Source organism: uncultured Agrobacterium sp. (assembly GCA_913777615.1).
GTDB lineage: Bacteria > Pseudomonadota > Alphaproteobacteria > Rhizobiales > Rhizobiaceae > Agrobacterium.
The window spans coordinates 1-16,340 of sequence record CAJYTK010000018.1 but is presented as its reverse complement, the minus strand read 5'-3'; the positions used below and the strand labels follow the sequence as shown (position 1 = coordinate 16,340).

Sequence of the window (16,340 nt, the reverse complement as noted above, 5' to 3'; positions counted from 1 at the left end):
CGCCTGATTTCAATTTGCCGATGTGGGGTGCATAATGGACAAGAAGCGTTACTACTCCGATTTTGGCGGTCTGCCAGGGCAGACCGAGCTGCTGTCCAGCAAGGCGGTCTTTACTGAAGCCTATGCGGTCATTCCAAAACGGGTCATGTCCGATATCGTCACCAGCGTGCTGCCCCACTGGAGCGAGACGCGCGCCTGGATTATCTCGCGTCCTATGACCGGATTTTCGGAGACATTCGCGCAGTATATCATGGAAGTGCAGCCGGGCGGAGGCAGCGAGAGGCCTGAGCCAGACGCACGCGCACAGGCTGCGATCTTCGTGGTCGAGGGCGAAATGACCATCACGCTTCAAGGCGAAGACCACGAGCTGCGATCCGGTTCGTTTGCCTATATCCCCGCGGGAAGCAAGTGGTCGCTGCGGGCGACGGGCGAGGTCGCCGCAAAGTTTCATTGGGTGCGCAAGGTGTTTGACAAGGTCGAAGGCCTTGAATTGCCTCCTGCCATTTTCACCCATGAGGATGAGCATGAGATGTCAGCGATGCCCGATACGGAGGGTAAGTGGGCAACGACACGTTTCATCGATCCGGCTGATGGCCGCTACGACATGCATCTCAACATCGTTACCTTCGAACCGGGCGCCATCATTCCCTTCATGGAAACCCATGTGATGGAGCATGGTCTTTTCGTTTTGGAAGGCAAGGCCGTCTACCGGCTCAACAAGGATTGGGTCGAAGTCGAGGCGGGCGATTTCATGTGGCTGCGCGCATTTTGCCCTCAGGCGTGTTATGCTGGCGGGCCTGGACGTTTCCGCTACCTTCTTTACAAGGATGTCAACCGCCACGTGAAGCTGTGGTAGGCTCAAGACGCACGGCTGCTAAAGCTTGGCCCGCTCAAAAATGTTGTACGGTTTTACGATCTCGACATGCGACGAAACGAGGACTTAAAGCGTGAGGAAGCGAATCTGAAAGATCGCGACACGCTTCAAAACCAAGCCTGTTTCGAAAGCGAGGCTGATCCCTCCATGGGATCAGCCAATCATGGGGTGAGCTGAATTTCCATTTTCGCGATCGTGTCCCATCTGGCTTTCACCTGCGTGGCGCCTCCCAGACGGATCATGCCGCAGAGACTGCCGGTGGTCACGACCTGGCCGCGCTTGAGACCGCCCAGATGGTCGTTCGGCGCATTGGCGTAAGCGACAAGAGGTGCCAGCGGATCGGTCTGCGGATGAGTTGGCACGGCGGCGAAAAGGACATCCTCCTCCGTTTCAACGATCAGTGGCGGCAATCCCAAATCCTGTCTGGCAAAAGCGTCTACCAGGGATGAATCGATCGGCGGTCCCATGACGAAGGAATGGTTCCCGAGCCGGTCGGCCAGAAACAGGGGGAACGGCACCCTGTTTTCTTCAGTCAGGCGATAGCTGACAAGCTCTGCGCCAATATGGACGGAAGACACAGCTTTCAGGATCGTTTCGCGCGTGTAGGTTTTGCCGATTGGCAGAGCAGGCAGATCATCGGCCAGAACGAAGCAGATTTCGATTTCCACGCCCAGCGCGCCAGGCTTCGGCATGGCGAGCATGCTGTCCTTGACCTCGTCATAAAGATCGAGCAGGGGAGCGGCGACCGGACGGCTGTTGTTGGAGCCAAGCTTCCAGCCGGCAACCTCCTTGCCGATCGTCCCGACTGCGAGTGCCTGGACCGCCATGGCGGCGTCAGTGTTCGATGGCAAGAGGTCTCTGCTCTCCAGCCTCTCGGAGCTGACGGACGACTGCCGTGCTTCAGCGTCAGCCAGAATCATGCCGAGCCTGATATTCGCTTCCGTGATTGTCGTCATCCATGTCCCCGCATAGTCAGGCCCCTACAGCTTCATTGCAGGCAAATCCTGCACTGACAAGGGAACGGCAAGGAGGCAAACAAACAAAAACAGGTCTTCAACACAATATTAACCATGAAATCGCGCGAGTTTTACGCCGGCATACGCATGAAACTCGAGATAGCGATTTGGTTTTATTGTGAAACCGCGCTGCTTGATGGTTACAAGCATCGGGAAGAAGAAAAGGGGAAAGCTTCCGCCTTCCCCTCTTGGATGATCGGACGCGTCTTTCTTTCAGATGCGGCGGCCAGGCAGTTTCGGCAAGAGGACCGTCAGCAGGCCCAACAGCGGCAGGTACGAGCAGACGTGGTAGACAAACTCGATGCCCTGACGATCGGCAAACACGCCGAGAACCGCCGCACCGATGCCACCAAAACCGAAAGCGAAGCCGAAAAACATGCCGGCGATCAGTCCGACACGCCCTGGCACCAATTCCTGCGCAAACACCACGATGGCGGAGAAGGCGGACGAGAAGATGAAGCCGATCACGACCACCAGAACCGCCGTCCAGAAAAGGTTGGCATAGGGCAGGATAAGCGCGAACGGGATGACGCCGAGGATCGAGAACCAGATCACGACACGCGAGCCGAAGCGATCTCCGATCGGCCCACCGAAGAAGACGCCTGCCGCAGAAGCGCCGAGGAAAAGGAAAAGCAGAATTTGCGCATTCTGCACCGTCAGGCCGAACTTTTCGATGGTGAAGAAGGTGAAGTAGCTCGAAATACTGGCGAGATACGCGTTCTTTGTCGCGGTCAAAACAACAAGCACGGCAAGTGTCATCAGCACCTTGTTTCGCGGTAGGGGCAATTCACGGCTGACCGGGCGTTTGCCGGCCGCACTTCGCCTGTGACGACTATACCAGACGCTGACCCATGAGAGGATGACGAAGCCGGTCAAGGCGATAATCGAGAACCAACTGAGAACCTCTTGTCCTCTCGGGATGACGATGAAAGCTGCCAGCAGCGGTCCGATTGCCGTACCTGTATTCCCGCCCACCTGGAAGAAAGACTGCGCCAGACCATGGCGTCCGCCGGACGCCACCCGCGCGACGCGGGATGCTTCGGGATGAAAGATCGCCGATCCTACGCCGATGAGGCAGGCGCCGAGGACCAGTATGGGGAAACTATGGGCATAGGCGAGCGTGATCAGGCCGGTACAGGTAGAGAGCATCGCTGCGGGAAGCGAAAACGGCATGGGCCACTTATCGGTCGCAACGCCGACAGCCGGTTGCAATAGCGACGCCGTCACCTGGAAGGCGAATGTCAGGAGCCCGATCTGTCCGAAGTCGAGCGCGTAATTGGCTTTCAGGAGCGGATAAAGCGAGGTCAGCAGCGACTGCATGATGTCGTTCAGCATATGGCAGAAACTTGCAGCTGCGATGATGGAAAATGTGGTGACTTCGGGGGTGAAGCCGGGACTGGTCACTCTGGCCATTGGGGGATCTCCTCATACGCGTTTGCACGCGTCCATCCCTTCTGAGAGCTCAACCGTTTGTGATCAAGGTCGAATTCCCCGATTTTGAGTATTTTAGCAAAATAAGAATTTCGGTCGTTTTTGCTGCAATGAGGTACTGGAGAGCGAGCGGCTCAGGCCCGAATGGGCCGGAGCCGTGAAATGAGCAGGACGTTGGCGTGGTTTACCGGAGCGTCTTCAGGACGAGAAATGGGTAAGCCTTATCCGCGCCGGCTAGGTCTAGAACGTCACTCGTTTCAATTTCCTCGCCCGTCCAAACATCATGGAGGCGTCTGTCTCGCAGCCCGTTCGGCATCTCAAGCGTCACTTCGGCCAGCCTTGGTGGGAGAACTTGGACGCCGTCACGGTCAAGCGTGAAGCGCGCAAGGACGACAAGGACCGCCTCATCGGCATGCATCCGCGCAAAGGCGATCACATGCGCTGCCGATGAACCTTGTGGCTTTACTGGCAGATAGTCACCTTCATTGAAGAGATCGGGCGTCGATTGACGAAGGTCCAGCAATGTGGCTGTGACATACTGCTTGAGCGAACCATCGTGCCAGACAGAGATATCGTCTGCGTCCGGCTTTTGGGCTGTTGCCAGTCGTTTCGACAGGGTTTCATAATCCGGCTCGCGCCGATTGTCCGGATCGACCAGACTGAAATCGAACCCCTCGCTTCCCTGATAGATATCCGGGATGCCAGGCGCCATAAGTTTGATGATCGTCTGGGCAAGGCTGTTGGCAAGCCCGGCCTCCAGGAACGGTTTGATCGTCTTCTTGAAGTATCCAAGGAAATCTTTGTTGTCGGAAGAGAAGAGGTGCGATGCGTAGCCAAGAACCGCTTCCTCATACTCCTCGCGGGAATCCCCCCAATCGGTCCTCAGTTTGGCTTCGCGCAGCGCCTTTTCAAGATAGGTCAGGAAGCGCTTTTTCAGTTCCTCGACCGCCTTTTCGTCCTGTGTGTTGAAATTCGGCGAGAGCACGCCGGCGAGTGCCTGGTAGATCATCCATTCCACTTCCGGCTCCGGGGCCGGACCGTCCGGAAGTTCGCGAACGGCTTTGGAATTGATTGCGCGCCAGTCTGCGACAGCTTCACTCCAGATGTGAGGAGCCTCCGAAATGGCATAGAGGCGCGCTCTGGCATCTTCCCCGCGTTTCGTGTCGTGCGTGGACGTCCCGGAAATACCCAACGGCTGGCGCTCTTTGCGCACCTGCATCTCCCGATGAAAGTGATCGAGGGAAAAATCCGGTCGTATCGGTTCGGCGCCCACCTCGTTCAACCCGAGCAGCATGTTGTTGCGGAAAAACAGTGTATCCTCGACCGACTTTGCCATGATCGGCCCGGTCAACTGCTGGAACTTGGTGCGGAAAGTGACCGAGCCCTGCATCGAAGAATTGGGAACATCGCCTTTGAGGATGCCGGTAATCAAGGCAAGCGCCTCGGTTGACACTGTGTGATCAGAGCCCGTGATAGTTTCGATGACATGGTCCAGAAGGGCCTTGTCATCCGCGCGCATACCCTCGGGAGTTCCGTAAGTGCGGTAGACTGGGAAGGCGATCAGGATTTCGCTGAGTGCAGCCTTCAGGTCGCTTTCAGGTAGTGGGCATCCGGCGTCCTCGGCGATTTTGGCTGCCAAGCCTACGAGCACCGACACCTCACCCTCGAAATTTCTGCCGGTCATCAAGAGCTTTGCCGCGCGCAGCTGCGCCTTCGCGTCGGGATGTTCTTCCATAAGGTCTTGATAGGCAGATTGCAGGGCTTCAATTTTCTGTCCATCGACCAAGGCATTGCTGAGGGCGGCGATGAACTCGTAGCCGGTCGTGCCGGACACCGGCCAATCGGCAGGAAGCTGCTCGCTTGCGCCCAGGATCTTTTCCACCACGATATAACAGTCCTGTCCGGCAGCCCGATGTAACCTGTCGAGATAACCTTTAGGGTCTGCCAGACCGTCGATGTGGTCGATGCGAAGGCCTTGTAATGCCCCGTCACGCACCAATTCCAGAATCAAACGATGACTGTCTTCGAAGATGGCCTCGTCTTCGACCCGAACGCCAGCAAGTCCCGTCACCTCGAAAAAGCGTCGATATGACAGGTCGTGCGCGGCATCGCGCCACGACATCAGTCGGTAGGGCTGTTGGTCATGCAGTTGCGCCAGCGCAGCCTTATCCGACGTTTCCAAAATCTCCGTACCGCGCCCGTCATATGTCGAGGGGTTCAGCGGATAGAAGGCATCGAAATATGCAAAGGCGGGCTTGCCTGTCTCAGGATCGGGCTTGATGGCGAGATCGCCTGCCTCGAGCACCGCCTCGAAGTCGTCGCCGAGAACAGGCAACGTTAAACGTCTGGACCAGTCGATATCGAAATGGTGTGCGTAACGGCTTTCCTTGCCATGCTCGATGACGTCCTTCCACCAGGGCGTTTCGAGCGACGCGGCCATATGGTTGGGCACGATATCCAGAATGAGGCCAAGCCCGGCCTCTTTCAGTGCCGCTACCATGCGCTCGAATCCCGCACGACCGCCAATCGCGGGATCGATTTCGTTTGCGTCGGTGACGTCATAGCCATGCGTGGACTGAGACGTCGCGGTAAAAATCGGCGACGCGTAAAGATGACTGATCCCGAGTTGCTTGAGGTAAGGAACGAGGTCGCGTGCCCTGTCGAAAGTCATACCGTTGCGGAACTGCAGGCGATAGGTGGCGGTCGGAAATTTCATACGACAATCCCGTCGAGTTGGCCGGAAAAGCTGGCCTGTTGAATCTGGGCGAAGGACCGATAGATGACATCATGGGTCCGAACATGATGGCGTCTTGAGAGCGTTGCGCAAACTGCATGTGAGCTAGAGTGGTTCCACACGTCATTGCGCTTTCCCCGGGGCAGAAACGTCGCTGCGGATTTTCGTGGCTGCTCGTGAACTTTTCGCATCCGCGAATGTTCGTTGCATTGCACACTTTTTCATGAGGTTTCCGGTGGTTCACACATTCGACTTCGGTCCAGCCATTTCCGATCAAGACATCGAGTTTCGCCTATGGGCGCCGCTGCAGGACAAAGTGCTTCTCTGTATAGAAGGTCAGGCGCCGGAAGTGATGAAACGTGACGAGGACGGCTGGCATCGCCTGCGCAAGCCGAAAACGGGAAAGACCGTTCGCTACAGCTTTATGATGCCGGATGGACTGGAAGTTCCTGACCCCGCATCGCGTTACCAGCCGCGTGATGTGCATGGCCCAAGCGAGGTCGTCGATCTCTCAGCCTATGGGGGGAACAGTGAGGAGTGGCGGGGCCGGCCGTGGGAGGAGATGATCATATACGAACTCCACGTCGGCACCTTTAGCGATGAGGGAAATTTCCAGGGAGCGATAGCGCACCTCGATCACCTGCGTGATCTGGGAGTGACGGCAATCCAGATCATGCCCGTCGCAGATTTTCCGGGCGGCTACAATTGGGGTTATGATGGCGTAATGCCCTATGCTCCGGACAGCAGCTACGGACGACCCGAAGACCTGATGGCGCTTATCGATGCCGCCCATGAGCGCGGGCTCTGTGTCTTCCTGGATGTCGTCTATAATCACTTTGGCCCGGAGGGCAATTACATGCCCAACTACGCGCCGCTTTTTTCCGCGCGTCATGAGAACCCTTGGGGGCAGGGAGTAAATTACGATGACGAACAATCCGAGCATATACGTGAATTCATCATTCAAAACGCCATCTACTGGATCACGCAGTTCCGCTTCGACGGCTTACGCCTGGATGCAGTGCATGCGATCGTCGATGACAACGACGAACACCTGCTGACAGAGCTAGCGCGTCGTGTCCTCGCTGCAGCACCCGACCGCCATATCCACCTCATTGTCGAAAACGAAGACAATGACAGCGATCTGCTCAGCCGGGATCGACAGGGCCGCCCGGAGCGCTTTACGGCGCAGTGGAACGACGACATTCACCACGTGCTTCACATCGCAGCGACGGGTGAAACCTTCGGTTATTACAAGGCCTATTCCGGCGACGATGACAAGGTTGGCCGCGCTCTTGCCGAGGGCTTTGCATTCCAGGGCGAGCATATGCCCTATCGTGACGAGGAGCGGGGCAAGCCGAGCGCTCATCTTCCGCCGACGGCCTTCATCTCCTTTATTCAAAATCATGATCAGATCGGCAACCGGGCGCTTGGCGACAGAATGCAAGCATATGCTCCGCAAGCGTCATTGAAAGCGATCACCGCAATCTATCTGCTCGCGCCGCAAATCCCCATGTTGTTCATGGGCGAGGAGTGGGGTTCGCGCGATCCCTTCCGCTACTTCTGCGACTTCAACGAAGACTTGAACCAAAAAGTGAGGGATGGTCGCCGCGAAGAGCTGTCTCGTCTGCCGGGCTTCGATGGCGATGATCTGCCTGATCCCACTGCGAGAGAGACTTTTATAGCCAGCAAGCTCGACTGGGCGAAGCGCGAAGATGCTGAGGGTCGCAACTTGCTCAGCTTCTACCAAACGCTTCTCGAGCTACGCAAAAGGCGCACCATACCATTGCTGAAGGATATTGTTCCAGAGACGACGAGCTACGATGTCAGCGATGGCGTTGTTACCGCGGAGTGGGGAATGCGGGCTGGAGCAAGGCTGCGCCTGATTGCCAATCTTTCTGGAAAGAGCGGTACGAGGGAAGCCGAGGTAGCAGCAGGCGAGACGCTTTTCAGTCTTGGCTCCGTAGATGCCGGGGCCATATCGCCATGGGCGGTCCGCTGGAGCTTCCATCCAGCTTGATGATGAAGGCAGGCTGCAGCTTTGCCTGCCCATCCTCGCCAGCATCGACGACGAGAAACGGCAGTCTCTCCTGCGTCGAACGCGTCTGTCTTGCAAGCGATAATCCCGTTACGCAAGCTTGCAAAATTTTTAGTTGATCTTTGCGTTCAGTCGGGTGAGCATCCCTTCCGATCGATTTGCTTATTTCGCGAGCAAACGATCGGACCGCTATTTTTTTGATCGATTTCAGCGCGAGAGGGATGATAAGACTCAAAAACAAACTGCCGTCGAAATAGTCGATCCGCCGAGGCTTGAAGCTGTTTTGCAGCAATGGCCGCCTCGGTATGCAAGTCACAGAGCATTATCGGTACCGTTCGAAGAAAGGCATATTCATGGAAGTTGGAGTCTTTATCCCGATTGGAAATAATGGCTGGCTGTTGTCGGAGAACGCGCCGCAGTACAAGCCGAGCTTCGAGCTGAATAAAGAGATTACCCTCAAGGCTGAGAAATACGGTTTCGATTTCGCCTTGTCGATGATCAAGCTTCGCGGCTTTGGGGGGAAGACCGAGTTCTGGGATCATAATCTGGAGTCCTTCACGCTGATGGCAGGCCTCGCCGCCGTCACCACACGCATCAAGCTTTTTGCCACAGCCGCCTCGCTCGTCATGCCGCCGCCCATCGTCGCGAGAATGGCATCCACGATAGACAGCATTTCCAACGGACGCTTCGGCATCAACCTCGTCACCGGATGGCAACGGCCGGAATATTCGCAGATGGGAATGTGGCCGGGCGACGAGTATTTCGGCAAGCGCTACGCCTATCTTGCTGAATACGCCACGATCCTGCGCGAATTGTGGGAAAAGGGGCAGAGCGACTTCAAGGGCGATTTCTTTCAGATGGACGATTGCCGCCTCTCGCCGCAGCCGCAGGCTGATATGAAGGTCATCTGTGCGGGTTCGTCCAATGCCGGCATGGAGTTCTCGGCGAAATATGCCGATTACAATTTTTGTTTCGGTGTTGGCATCAACACGCCGACCGCATTTGCGCCCGCCGCCGAGAGACTGAGGGAAGCGACCGCGAAGACCGGACGCGACGTTTCATCCTTCGTTCTCTTCATGGTCATCGCGGATGAAACGGACGAGGCTGCACGCGCCAAGTGGGAGCATTATAAGGCCGGTGCCGACCAGGAGGCCATCAAATGGCTTGGCGTGCAGGGTGCGGCCGACACGAAATCCGGCTCGGACACCAATGTGCGGCAGATGGCCGACCCCGTTTCCGCCGTCAATATCAATATGGGAACGCTCGTCGGCTCCTATGAAACCGTGGCACGGCTTCTGGATGAGGTTCCGACTGTGCCTGGAACGGGCGGTGTGCTGTTGACTTTCGATGATTTCGTCAAAGGCGTCGAAGATTTCGGCACCAAGATCCAGCCACTGATGGCGTGCCGTAAACACATCAAGCCCCTTCTTGAGGCGGCAGAATGAGCACCATGACAACAGGATATCAAGCGCCCGCCGTTCACAGCAAAAGCGTGACATTGCCGGCGCGACCAGAGCCGATCACGCTGAAGCCCGAAGAAACCGCCGTCGTCGTCGTCGATATGCAGAATGCCTACTCCACAGAAGGCGGCTACGTCGATCTTGCGGGCTTCGACATTTCCGGCGCCAAAGGCACCATCGACAATATCCGCAAGACGCTGGATGCGGCACGTACTGCCGGTGTCCAGGTGGTTTATTTCCAAAATGGTTGGGACAAGGATTATGTCGAGGCTGGCGGTCCGGGTTCGCCGAACTGGCATAAATCCAACGCGCTGAAATATATGCGCGCCAATCCGGACGCGCAGGGCAAGCTGCTTGCAAAAGGCACCTGGGATTACGCAATCGTCGACGAGCTTGAGCCGAAGCCCGGCGATATTCTGGTGCCCAAGACCCGCTATAGCGGATTTTTCAACACCCAGATGGACAGCATCCTGCGCGCCCGAGGGATCCGCAACCTCGTCTTCGTCGGCATCGCCACGAATGTCTGCGTCGAAAGCTCGCTTCGCGACGCCTTCCATCTGGAATATTTCGGCGTCATGCTTGAAGACGCCACCCATCACCTCGGCCCGGATTTCATTCAACAGGCGACCGTCTACAACGTCGAAAAGTTTTTCGGATGGGTGGCGACCGTCAATGATTTCTGCGGTGCCATTAGCCAAGCCGCACCTGCCAATTCCTGAAGGAAGAAGGACCATCTCATGCCGAAAAAGATCATCGTTCCCGAAGGCACATCGAAGCCAATCGCACCCTTTTCTCCCGGTACGCTGGCGGATGGGATTGTGTACGTGTCTGGAACGCTGCCATTCGACAAGAACAACGACGTCGTCCATGTGGGTGATGCAAGCGCCCAGACCCGCCACGTGCTGGAGACAATCAAGTCTGTGATCGAGACCGCGGGCGGCACGATGGAAGACGTAACGATGAACCACATCTTCATCACCGACTGGGCCAATTATCAGGCGGTCAATGCCGTCTATGCCGAGTATTTTCCGGGCGATAAGCCAGCCCGCTACTGCATTCAATGCGGTCTGGTGAAGCCGGACGCCTTGGTTGAAATCGCAACCGTCGCTCATATCGGCAAGCCGTAAACGCGATGCACTTCGATTGGCACGGAAGACAGGATGCCGACGCCCCGACGATTATCCTGTCGTCGGGCCTCGGCGGTTCCGCAAGCTACTGGGCACCGCAGCTTGCGGCGCTATCGAACGACTATCGGGTCGTCACCTACGATCATCGCGGTTGTGGGCGAACCGGAGGCGAAGTGCCAGATGATGGCGGGATCGCAGCCATGACCGATGACGTGCTGGAGATTGCAGAGGAACTGGGGCTCACTCGCTTCGATTTCATGGGGCATGCCTTGGGCGGCCTGATCGGCCTTGATATCGCCCTTCGCAAGCCTGGGATAATTGGGAAGCTCGTTTTGATCAACGCTTGGAGCAAGGCCGATCCGCATTCCGGACGTTGCTTTGACGTACGCATCGAGCTTCTGGAAAAATCGGGCGTTACGGCCTTCGTCAAGGCACAGCCTCTGTTCCTTTATCCGGCGGTGTGGATGTCGGAGAATGCCGAACGGCTGGAAACCGAGGAGCGACACGCGATCGAGCATTTTCAGGGCCGCGCCAATATCCTGCGCCGTATCGCAGCGTTGCGCGCTTTCGACATCGATCTCCGCCTGCAAGATGTAGAGGTAGAAACGTTGGTTATTGCCACGCGCGATGATCTTCTGGTTCCCTACACACGGTCGATACGTCTCGCAGAGGGTTTGCCAAACAGTCAGTTGCAGCTCGTTGACTTTGGTGGTCACGCCATCAACGTCACGGCGCCAGACGCTTTCAACACCGCTGTGCTGCATTTTTTACTACCCGCCTAAGGCTCTGCCTGGACACTGTCGCGGCCAGCAGAAACACTCGTCTCCCGAAAAGAATCATGGTGCAATGAAGGGGTTGCTTTCCGCAGCCTGACGTTTCATCACCTTCTCATAGACGTGTGTCACATCTTGGATGTTTAAGGAGGAAACTATGAAGGCGCTGGTTCTGGAGGAAAAGGGAAAGCTGTCGCTTCGCGATTTCGACATTCCCGCTACACTCGGTCCGAAAGATGTGAAAATCCGCACCCACACCATCGGCATTTGCGGTTCGGACGTGCATTATTACACCCATGGAAAGATCGGTCATTTCGTCGTCAACGCGCCGATGGTGCTCGGCCACGAGGCGGCCGGCACTATCTGCGAGGTTGGCTCAGACGTCACGCATCTCAAAGTCGGAGACCGCGTCTGCATGGAGCCCGGCATTCCCGACCCTACGTCACGTGCGGCCAAACTCGGCATTTACAATGTCGATCCGGCTGTGACCTTCTGGGCAACGCCGCCGGTCCACGGTTGCCTGACGCCGGAAGTTATCCATCCGGCCGCCTTTACTTACAAACTGCCCGATAATGTTTCCTTCGGCGAAGGCGCCATGGTCGAGCCCTTCGCCATTGGCATGCAGGCAGCGCTTCGGGCACGGATTCAGCCGGGCGATGTAGCGGTCGTCACGGGGGCGGGTCCGATTGGTATGATGGTTGCGCTTGCAGCACTTGCAGGCGGTTGCGCCAAGGTCATTGTTGCCGATCTCGCTCAGCCCAAACTTGATATCATCGGCGCCTACGATGGTATCGAGACGGTGAATATCCGCGAGACATCCCTGCCGGATGCAGTCTCTAAAGCGACGGACGGTTGGGGCTGCGATATCGTATTTGAATGCTCTGGTGCGGCTCCTGCCATTCTCGGGATGGCGAAGCTCGCGCGTCCTGGCGGTGCCGTCGTGCTTGTCGGCATGCCGGTCGATCCGGTGCCGGTGGATATCGTGGGATTGCAGGCCAAGGAACTGCGTGTCGAGACTGTCTTCCGTTACGCCAACGTCTATGACCGGGCGCTCGCGCTGATCGGTTCCGGCAAGGTCGATCTGAAGCCGCTGATCTCAGCCACCATCCCCTTCGACGACAGCATCTCCGGTTTCGACCGCGCGGTGGAAGCCCGCGAAACCGATGTGAAGCTGCAAATCCTCATGCCGCAATGATGATGGCGATGACGCAGGCAAACCCTTTTGGCATCCTTTCAGCTATTTTGCTCTAAAGGTCCGTTCAGCTATTGACCTAGAGTGCGCTCTAACTTGTAGCTTCCTCTGCGTTGTGACGAAGAGGTGCTCATGAAGATCGGTGAACTGGCAAAACGTTCTGGCCTTTCGGCCTACACGATCCGCTATTACGAGCGGATCGGGCTTTTACCCTATGCCGATCGTGACCGCTCGAGCAGACGCGATTACGATCCCGACATTCTTGTCTGGATCGAATTTCTCGGAAGGCTGAAAACGACCGGAATGCCGATCAGGGATATGCTGCGCTATGCCGCTTTGCGAAAGCAGGGTGGTGCTACCGGGCCTGAACGGCAGGCGATGCTGGAAGCGCATCGCGACGAGGTTCGTGATCGGGTTGCCGAACTCCAGCAGTGCCTCCTCGTCCTCGACCAGAAGATAGCCGGATATGCCGGCGAAAATCAGAGGATGACGGATGATGACGCAGTCACACAAAATCCCAAACGAAACTCGCCTGGAAAGGGGCAAGCGCGCACTCGCGGAGATTGACGGGGAGGCCGGAGAAAAGGTGATGGCGGCGCTCGCCGATATCGCACCGGACTTCGCGACCTATCTCTTCGAGTTTCCCTTCGGCGACATTTACAGCCGGCCCGGGCTCGATACCAAGGCAAGGGAAATCGCAACCATCGCCGCACTGACAGCCATGGGCAATGCCGCGCCACAGTTGAAGGTGCACATCGAAGCGGGTCTGAATGTCGGGCTCTCGCGTGACGAGATTACCGAAATCATCATGCAGATGGCGGTCTATGCCGGATTTCCAGCCGCGTTGAATGGTCTGTTTGCCGCCAAGGATGTGTTTGCTTTGGTTGCCGAGCGCGAGGCGGCGGTGGCGTGACGACAAGCGTTCGAGGCCCGCTCGGTGTAGACTGATTACGGGCGCTATTTCTCCATCTTCCTGTAGCAATGGGAGAAAAAGGGATATAGCGTCCCGCCGCCCAAACAGAGTTGCCTTCGAGGATGTCATGCCCTTATCCGACCAGCAGATTGCCGCACTCAACACGCCCGCCGTTGTCGTGGACCTTGACATCGCCAAGGAGAACATCTCCCGGTTTCAGGACTATGCCGATACCCACGGGCTGAAGGTGAGGCCGCATATCAAAACGCACAAGCTGCCGGCTGTTGCGGAAATGCAGCTTGCGGCCGGGGCGGTCGGCATCACCTGCCAGAAGGTGTCGGAAGCCGAGGCGATGGTTGCTGGAAGCGATGCGATCAAGGACGTTCTCATCACCTATAACATTCTCGGATCTACCAAATTGAAGCAACTTCGCGCGCTGGCAGGTAATGTTCGCCTGTCGGTCGTTGCCGATAGTGCCGACGTTATCCAGGGTCTGTCGCAGGCCTTTGCTGACGGCGCCGAACCGCTGAACGTTCTGGTCGAGTGCGATACCGGCGCGAATCGCTGCGGCGTATCAACGCCCGAAGCCGCCGCCGAACTGGCTGCGATCATCGATCAAGCACCGGGCTTGGTATTCGGCGGGTTGATGACCTATCCAGCGCCTTCGGGCGAGGCGAATGTCCAAAACTTTATGACAGACGCCAAGCGACTGATCGAAGACAAAGGCATTGCGGTTCCTGTGATCACCTCTGGCGGCACACCGTCGATGATGCATGCGGCGAAGGCACCAGTCGTGACGGAATATCGCCCAGGGACATACGTATATAACGACAGATCGCTTGTAAGCCGCGGCGTATGCGGCTGGGACGAATGCGCCTTGAACGTGGTTGCAACCGTTGTTTCGGTCCCGGCAGAAAACCGCGCCATCATTGATGCCGGCTCGAAGGCGCTGACTTCGGATCTTTTGGGGCTTACTGGCTATGGCCATGTGCTTGGCCGCGAGGACATTACCATCGATCAGTTGTCAGAGGAGCATGGGCGCCTCGTGACCGAGGGAGCGATCGGGCTCAAAGTCGGCGATAAGCTTCGTATTGTCCCGAACCACGCCTGCGTTGTTACCAACCTGGTCGATAGCTTGACGGTAATCAGCCAAGGGATGTCTGAGCCGGAAGTCTGGCCGGTCGCGGCCCGCGGCCTCATTGTCTGAAATTTTGATTAGCCAGATGAACCGGAGAGCGGCTTACGCGTTTGCGTGCCTGATTGACCTCTGTGAGTTTTGATGATCACCACCCCTCAGCCCGAGCGCTTCGTTTTACTGGATGGGATTCGAGGCGTCGCGGCGGTCGCGATCGTTCACCGTCACGCCGAATTCTTTTTCGGACGTCCAGATGCATCCAGCTATCTCGCCGTCGATCTGTTCTTCGCCCTGAGTGGTTTCGTTCTGGCGCATGCCTACGGCGAAAGATTGCGCACCGGCAAGGTTTCCACCTTCACCTTCATGAAGGCCCGCTTCTACAGACTCTACCCGCTTTATATCATCGCACTGACGATGATGGCCGCCTTCTTCGTGTGCCTCTACGCGCTTGATCTGCCCACCCCGATTGATGACTTGCACAGAAAGATCAGCCTCGGTGAGCTGGCTTTCGCATTGCTTACAAGTATTCTCTTCCTGCCTGCGCCATTCACCCTGACGCTCAACGGTGCGCTCTTTCTGGTAAGCCCCGCATGGTCCCTGTTCAATGAACTTGTGGCCAACGTCATCTACGCAAGGTGGGGTGCGCGCTGGAAAAGCGGCGCGTTGGCGATCATCATCTCAGTCGCCGCTGTGGGTCTGGTGATTGCCGCCATCGAATTCGGCAAATTGCACGCAGGTTTTCGCTGGCATGAAATGTATGCCGGGATGGCCCGCGTATTTTTTTCCTTCTTCGTCGGCGTGATGATCTACCGCTATCACAGCGGTGCGCAGATCATTCATCAGTACCTGGCTCTTCTGTGCCTGGCGCTGGTTTGTCTGATCCTCTTCCTTCCGATCACCAAGGATGTCCGCCCCTTCTTCGATCTCTTCGTTGTCCTCCTGGTCTGGCCTGTGCTGCTGACGGTTGCCAGCAAGATCGCGCCAGATGGCTGGCTTTCTGCGGTCTCCTCATTTCTCGGCACAGCATCCTATGGTCTCTATGTGCTCCACATTCCGCTGCTTGCATGGGCTGCTTTCCTCATGCCTTGGTCAGGAACCGGATGGATCGCTTACCCTGCGGGGTTGCTCTTCACTGCATTCGCGACCGTCTTTGCGTGGGTTCTAACGCGATACTTCGACCAGCCGATGCAGAGGCGCTTGAAACGACGTGTAAAGATGGCGGATGCGACGCCTTTCTGATGAGCTGTGCGGTTCGTTCAACAGCGACGAGAGGCAGGCCAAGGTCGCCAACATCCTGACAGTTCGAAAAACACCATTAATTACGTGCACTTACGGAAAAACGACAGATTTATGAAAAACGTCTGTTGACTTGTTTGGGGGTGTTCTCTTATAAGTCCGCTCACTGACGAGGGCGGCGGCGCTGCTGGCGACGAAGTCCTTTGTTCTAGAGAAAATCGGAAAAGATGAGCGAATGCTTGTTGCTCTTGGGTCGAAGGTGGCTTGAGGGGTTTGATTTTTTGACGCTTGATTGGTGTCTGTTTTTTGACAATTGAATATGAGAAGAAAGAGAAACGTGGGCGGCGAGGCTTGCGGGATCCTGGAGTAATCTGGGGTTTCTGGAATAGACTTTGACGGTCACGTTTTATGAGA

At 56.8% G+C, this 16,340-nt stretch carries 14 protein-coding genes; 11 read left to right on the top strand and 3 right to left on the bottom strand.

Going from position 1 to position 16,340, the window contains the following annotated elements; genetic code table 11:
- Positions 1-34: 34 nt before the first annotated feature.
- Positions 35-856, top strand: coding sequence for a bifunctional allantoicase/(S)-ureidoglycine aminohydrolase (locus QZ862_RS16710; RefSeq protein WP_296101061.1), 822 nt, complete (start codon positions 35-37; stop codon positions 854-856).
- 179 nt (positions 857-1,035) lie between these two features.
- Here the strand turns inward: QZ862_RS16710 and QZ862_RS16705 are convergent, their stop codons facing one another.
- The 3 genes from QZ862_RS16705 to treY all read right to left on the bottom strand — a co-directional run bounded on the left by QZ862_RS16705 (position 1,036) and on the right by treY (position 6,037).
- Positions 1,036-1,830, bottom strand: a complete 795-nt coding sequence (locus QZ862_RS16705) for a 2-keto-4-pentenoate hydratase (protein ID WP_296101059.1) — start codon at positions 1,828-1,830, stop codon at positions 1,036-1,038.
- A gap of 273 nt (positions 1,831-2,103) precedes the next feature.
- Complete coding sequence (locus QZ862_RS16700; protein ID WP_296013856.1) at positions 2,104-3,303, bottom strand: MFS transporter; 1,200 nt, start codon at positions 3,301-3,303, stop codon at positions 2,104-2,106.
- 202 nt (positions 3,304-3,505) lie between these two features.
- The gene (gene treY / locus QZ862_RS16695) at positions 3,506-6,037 is read right to left on the bottom strand and encodes a malto-oligosyltrehalose synthase (protein WP_296101058.1); all 2,532 of its coding nucleotides are present in this window, start codon (positions 6,035-6,037) and stop codon (positions 3,506-3,508) included.
- A gap of 241 nt (positions 6,038-6,278) precedes the next feature.
- Between treY and treZ the strand changes: the two genes are divergently transcribed.
- From treZ to QZ862_RS16645, 10 genes are all read left to right on the top strand, one after another.
- Entirely contained in the window at positions 6,279-8,072 is a 1,794-nt protein-coding gene (gene treZ / locus QZ862_RS16690; protein ID WP_296101057.1) for a malto-oligosyltrehalose trehalohydrolase, read from the top strand.
- A 371-nt stretch (positions 8,073-8,443) separates the two neighbouring features.
- Positions 8,444-9,535: a pyrimidine utilization protein A gene (gene rutA / locus QZ862_RS16685; protein WP_296101056.1), complete on the top strand. Its 1,092-nt coding sequence runs from the start codon at positions 8,444-8,446 to the stop codon at positions 9,533-9,535.
- Positions 9,532-10,269 (top strand): pyrimidine utilization protein B, encoded by a 738-nt coding sequence (gene rutB, locus QZ862_RS16680; protein WP_296101055.1) that lies wholly within the window; start codon positions 9,532-9,534, stop codon positions 10,267-10,269. The genes rutA and rutB overlap by 4 nt, the downstream gene beginning before the upstream one ends.
- 18 nt (positions 10,270-10,287) lie before the next feature.
- A complete protein-coding gene (gene rutC, locus QZ862_RS16675; RefSeq protein ID WP_062423499.1) occupies positions 10,288-10,677 on the top strand; it encodes a pyrimidine utilization protein C in 390 nt (129 codons plus the stop codon).
- Between the two features lie 5 nt (positions 10,678-10,682).
- Complete coding sequence (gene rutD, locus QZ862_RS16670) at positions 10,683-11,459, top strand: pyrimidine utilization protein D (protein WP_296101054.1); 777 nt, start codon at positions 10,683-10,685, stop codon at positions 11,457-11,459.
- A 148-nt stretch (positions 11,460-11,607) separates the two neighbouring features.
- Complete coding sequence (locus tag QZ862_RS16665) at positions 11,608-12,645, top strand: NAD(P)-dependent alcohol dehydrogenase (protein WP_296013846.1); 1,038 nt, start codon at positions 11,608-11,610, stop codon at positions 12,643-12,645.
- Between the two features lie 129 nt (positions 12,646-12,774).
- Positions 12,775-13,209 carry a MerR family transcriptional regulator gene (locus tag QZ862_RS16660; protein ID WP_296013844.1) on the top strand — a complete coding sequence of 145 codons (435 nt, stop codon included), beginning with the start codon at positions 12,775-12,777 and terminating at the stop codon, positions 13,207-13,209.
- Positions 13,139-13,555, top strand: coding sequence for a carboxymuconolactone decarboxylase family protein (locus QZ862_RS16655; protein ID WP_296013842.1), 417 nt, complete (start codon positions 13,139-13,141; stop codon positions 13,553-13,555). The genes QZ862_RS16660 and QZ862_RS16655 overlap by 71 nt, the downstream gene beginning before the upstream one ends.
- Before the next feature lie 127 nt (positions 13,556-13,682).
- Positions 13,683-14,762, top strand: a complete 1,080-nt coding sequence (locus QZ862_RS16650) for a D-TA family PLP-dependent enzyme (protein ID WP_296101052.1) — start codon at positions 13,683-13,685, stop codon at positions 14,760-14,762.
- Between the two features lie 72 nt (positions 14,763-14,834).
- The gene (locus QZ862_RS16645; RefSeq protein ID WP_296101051.1) at positions 14,835-15,929 is read left to right on the top strand and encodes an acyltransferase; all 1,095 of its coding nucleotides are present in this window, start codon (positions 14,835-14,837) and stop codon (positions 15,927-15,929) included.
- Positions 15,930-16,340: the final 411 nt, after the last annotated feature.

Excerpts from the sequence above, each read along its gene's own strand:
- QZ862_RS16710 (WP_296101061.1), top strand. The coding sequence starts at position 35 with ATGGACAAGAAGCGTTACTACTCCGATTTTGGCGGTCTGCCAGGGCAG.
- QZ862_RS16705 (WP_296101059.1), bottom strand. The coding sequence starts at position 1,830 with ATGACGACAATCACGGAAGCGAATATCAGGCTCGGCATGATTCTGGCT.
- QZ862_RS16700 (WP_296013856.1), bottom strand. The coding sequence starts at position 3,303 with ATGGCCAGAGTGACCAGTCCCGGCTTCACCCCCGAAGTCACCACATTT.
- treY (WP_296101058.1), bottom strand. The coding sequence starts at position 6,037 with ATGAAATTTCCGACCGCCACCTATCGCCTGCAGTTCCGCAACGGTATG.
- treZ (WP_296101057.1), top strand. The coding sequence starts at position 6,279 with ATGAGGTTTCCGGTGGTTCACACATTCGACTTCGGTCCAGCCATTTCC.
- rutA (WP_296101056.1), top strand. The coding sequence starts at position 8,444 with ATGGAAGTTGGAGTCTTTATCCCGATTGGAAATAATGGCTGGCTGTTG.
- rutB (WP_296101055.1), top strand. The coding sequence starts at position 9,532 with ATGAGCACCATGACAACAGGATATCAAGCGCCCGCCGTTCACAGCAAA.
- rutC (WP_062423499.1), top strand. The coding sequence starts at position 10,288 with ATGCCGAAAAAGATCATCGTTCCCGAAGGCACATCGAAGCCAATCGCA.
- rutD (WP_296101054.1), top strand. The coding sequence starts at position 10,683 with ATGCACTTCGATTGGCACGGAAGACAGGATGCCGACGCCCCGACGATT.
- QZ862_RS16665 (WP_296013846.1), top strand. The coding sequence starts at position 11,608 with ATGAAGGCGCTGGTTCTGGAGGAAAAGGGAAAGCTGTCGCTTCGCGAT.
- QZ862_RS16660 (WP_296013844.1), top strand. The coding sequence starts at position 12,775 with ATGAAGATCGGTGAACTGGCAAAACGTTCTGGCCTTTCGGCCTACACG.
- QZ862_RS16655 (WP_296013842.1), top strand. The coding sequence starts at position 13,139 with ATGACGCAGTCACACAAAATCCCAAACGAAACTCGCCTGGAAAGGGGC.
- QZ862_RS16650 (WP_296101052.1), top strand. The coding sequence starts at position 13,683 with ATGCCCTTATCCGACCAGCAGATTGCCGCACTCAACACGCCCGCCGTT.
- QZ862_RS16645 (WP_296101051.1), top strand. The coding sequence starts at position 14,835 with ATGATCACCACCCCTCAGCCCGAGCGCTTCGTTTTACTGGATGGGATT.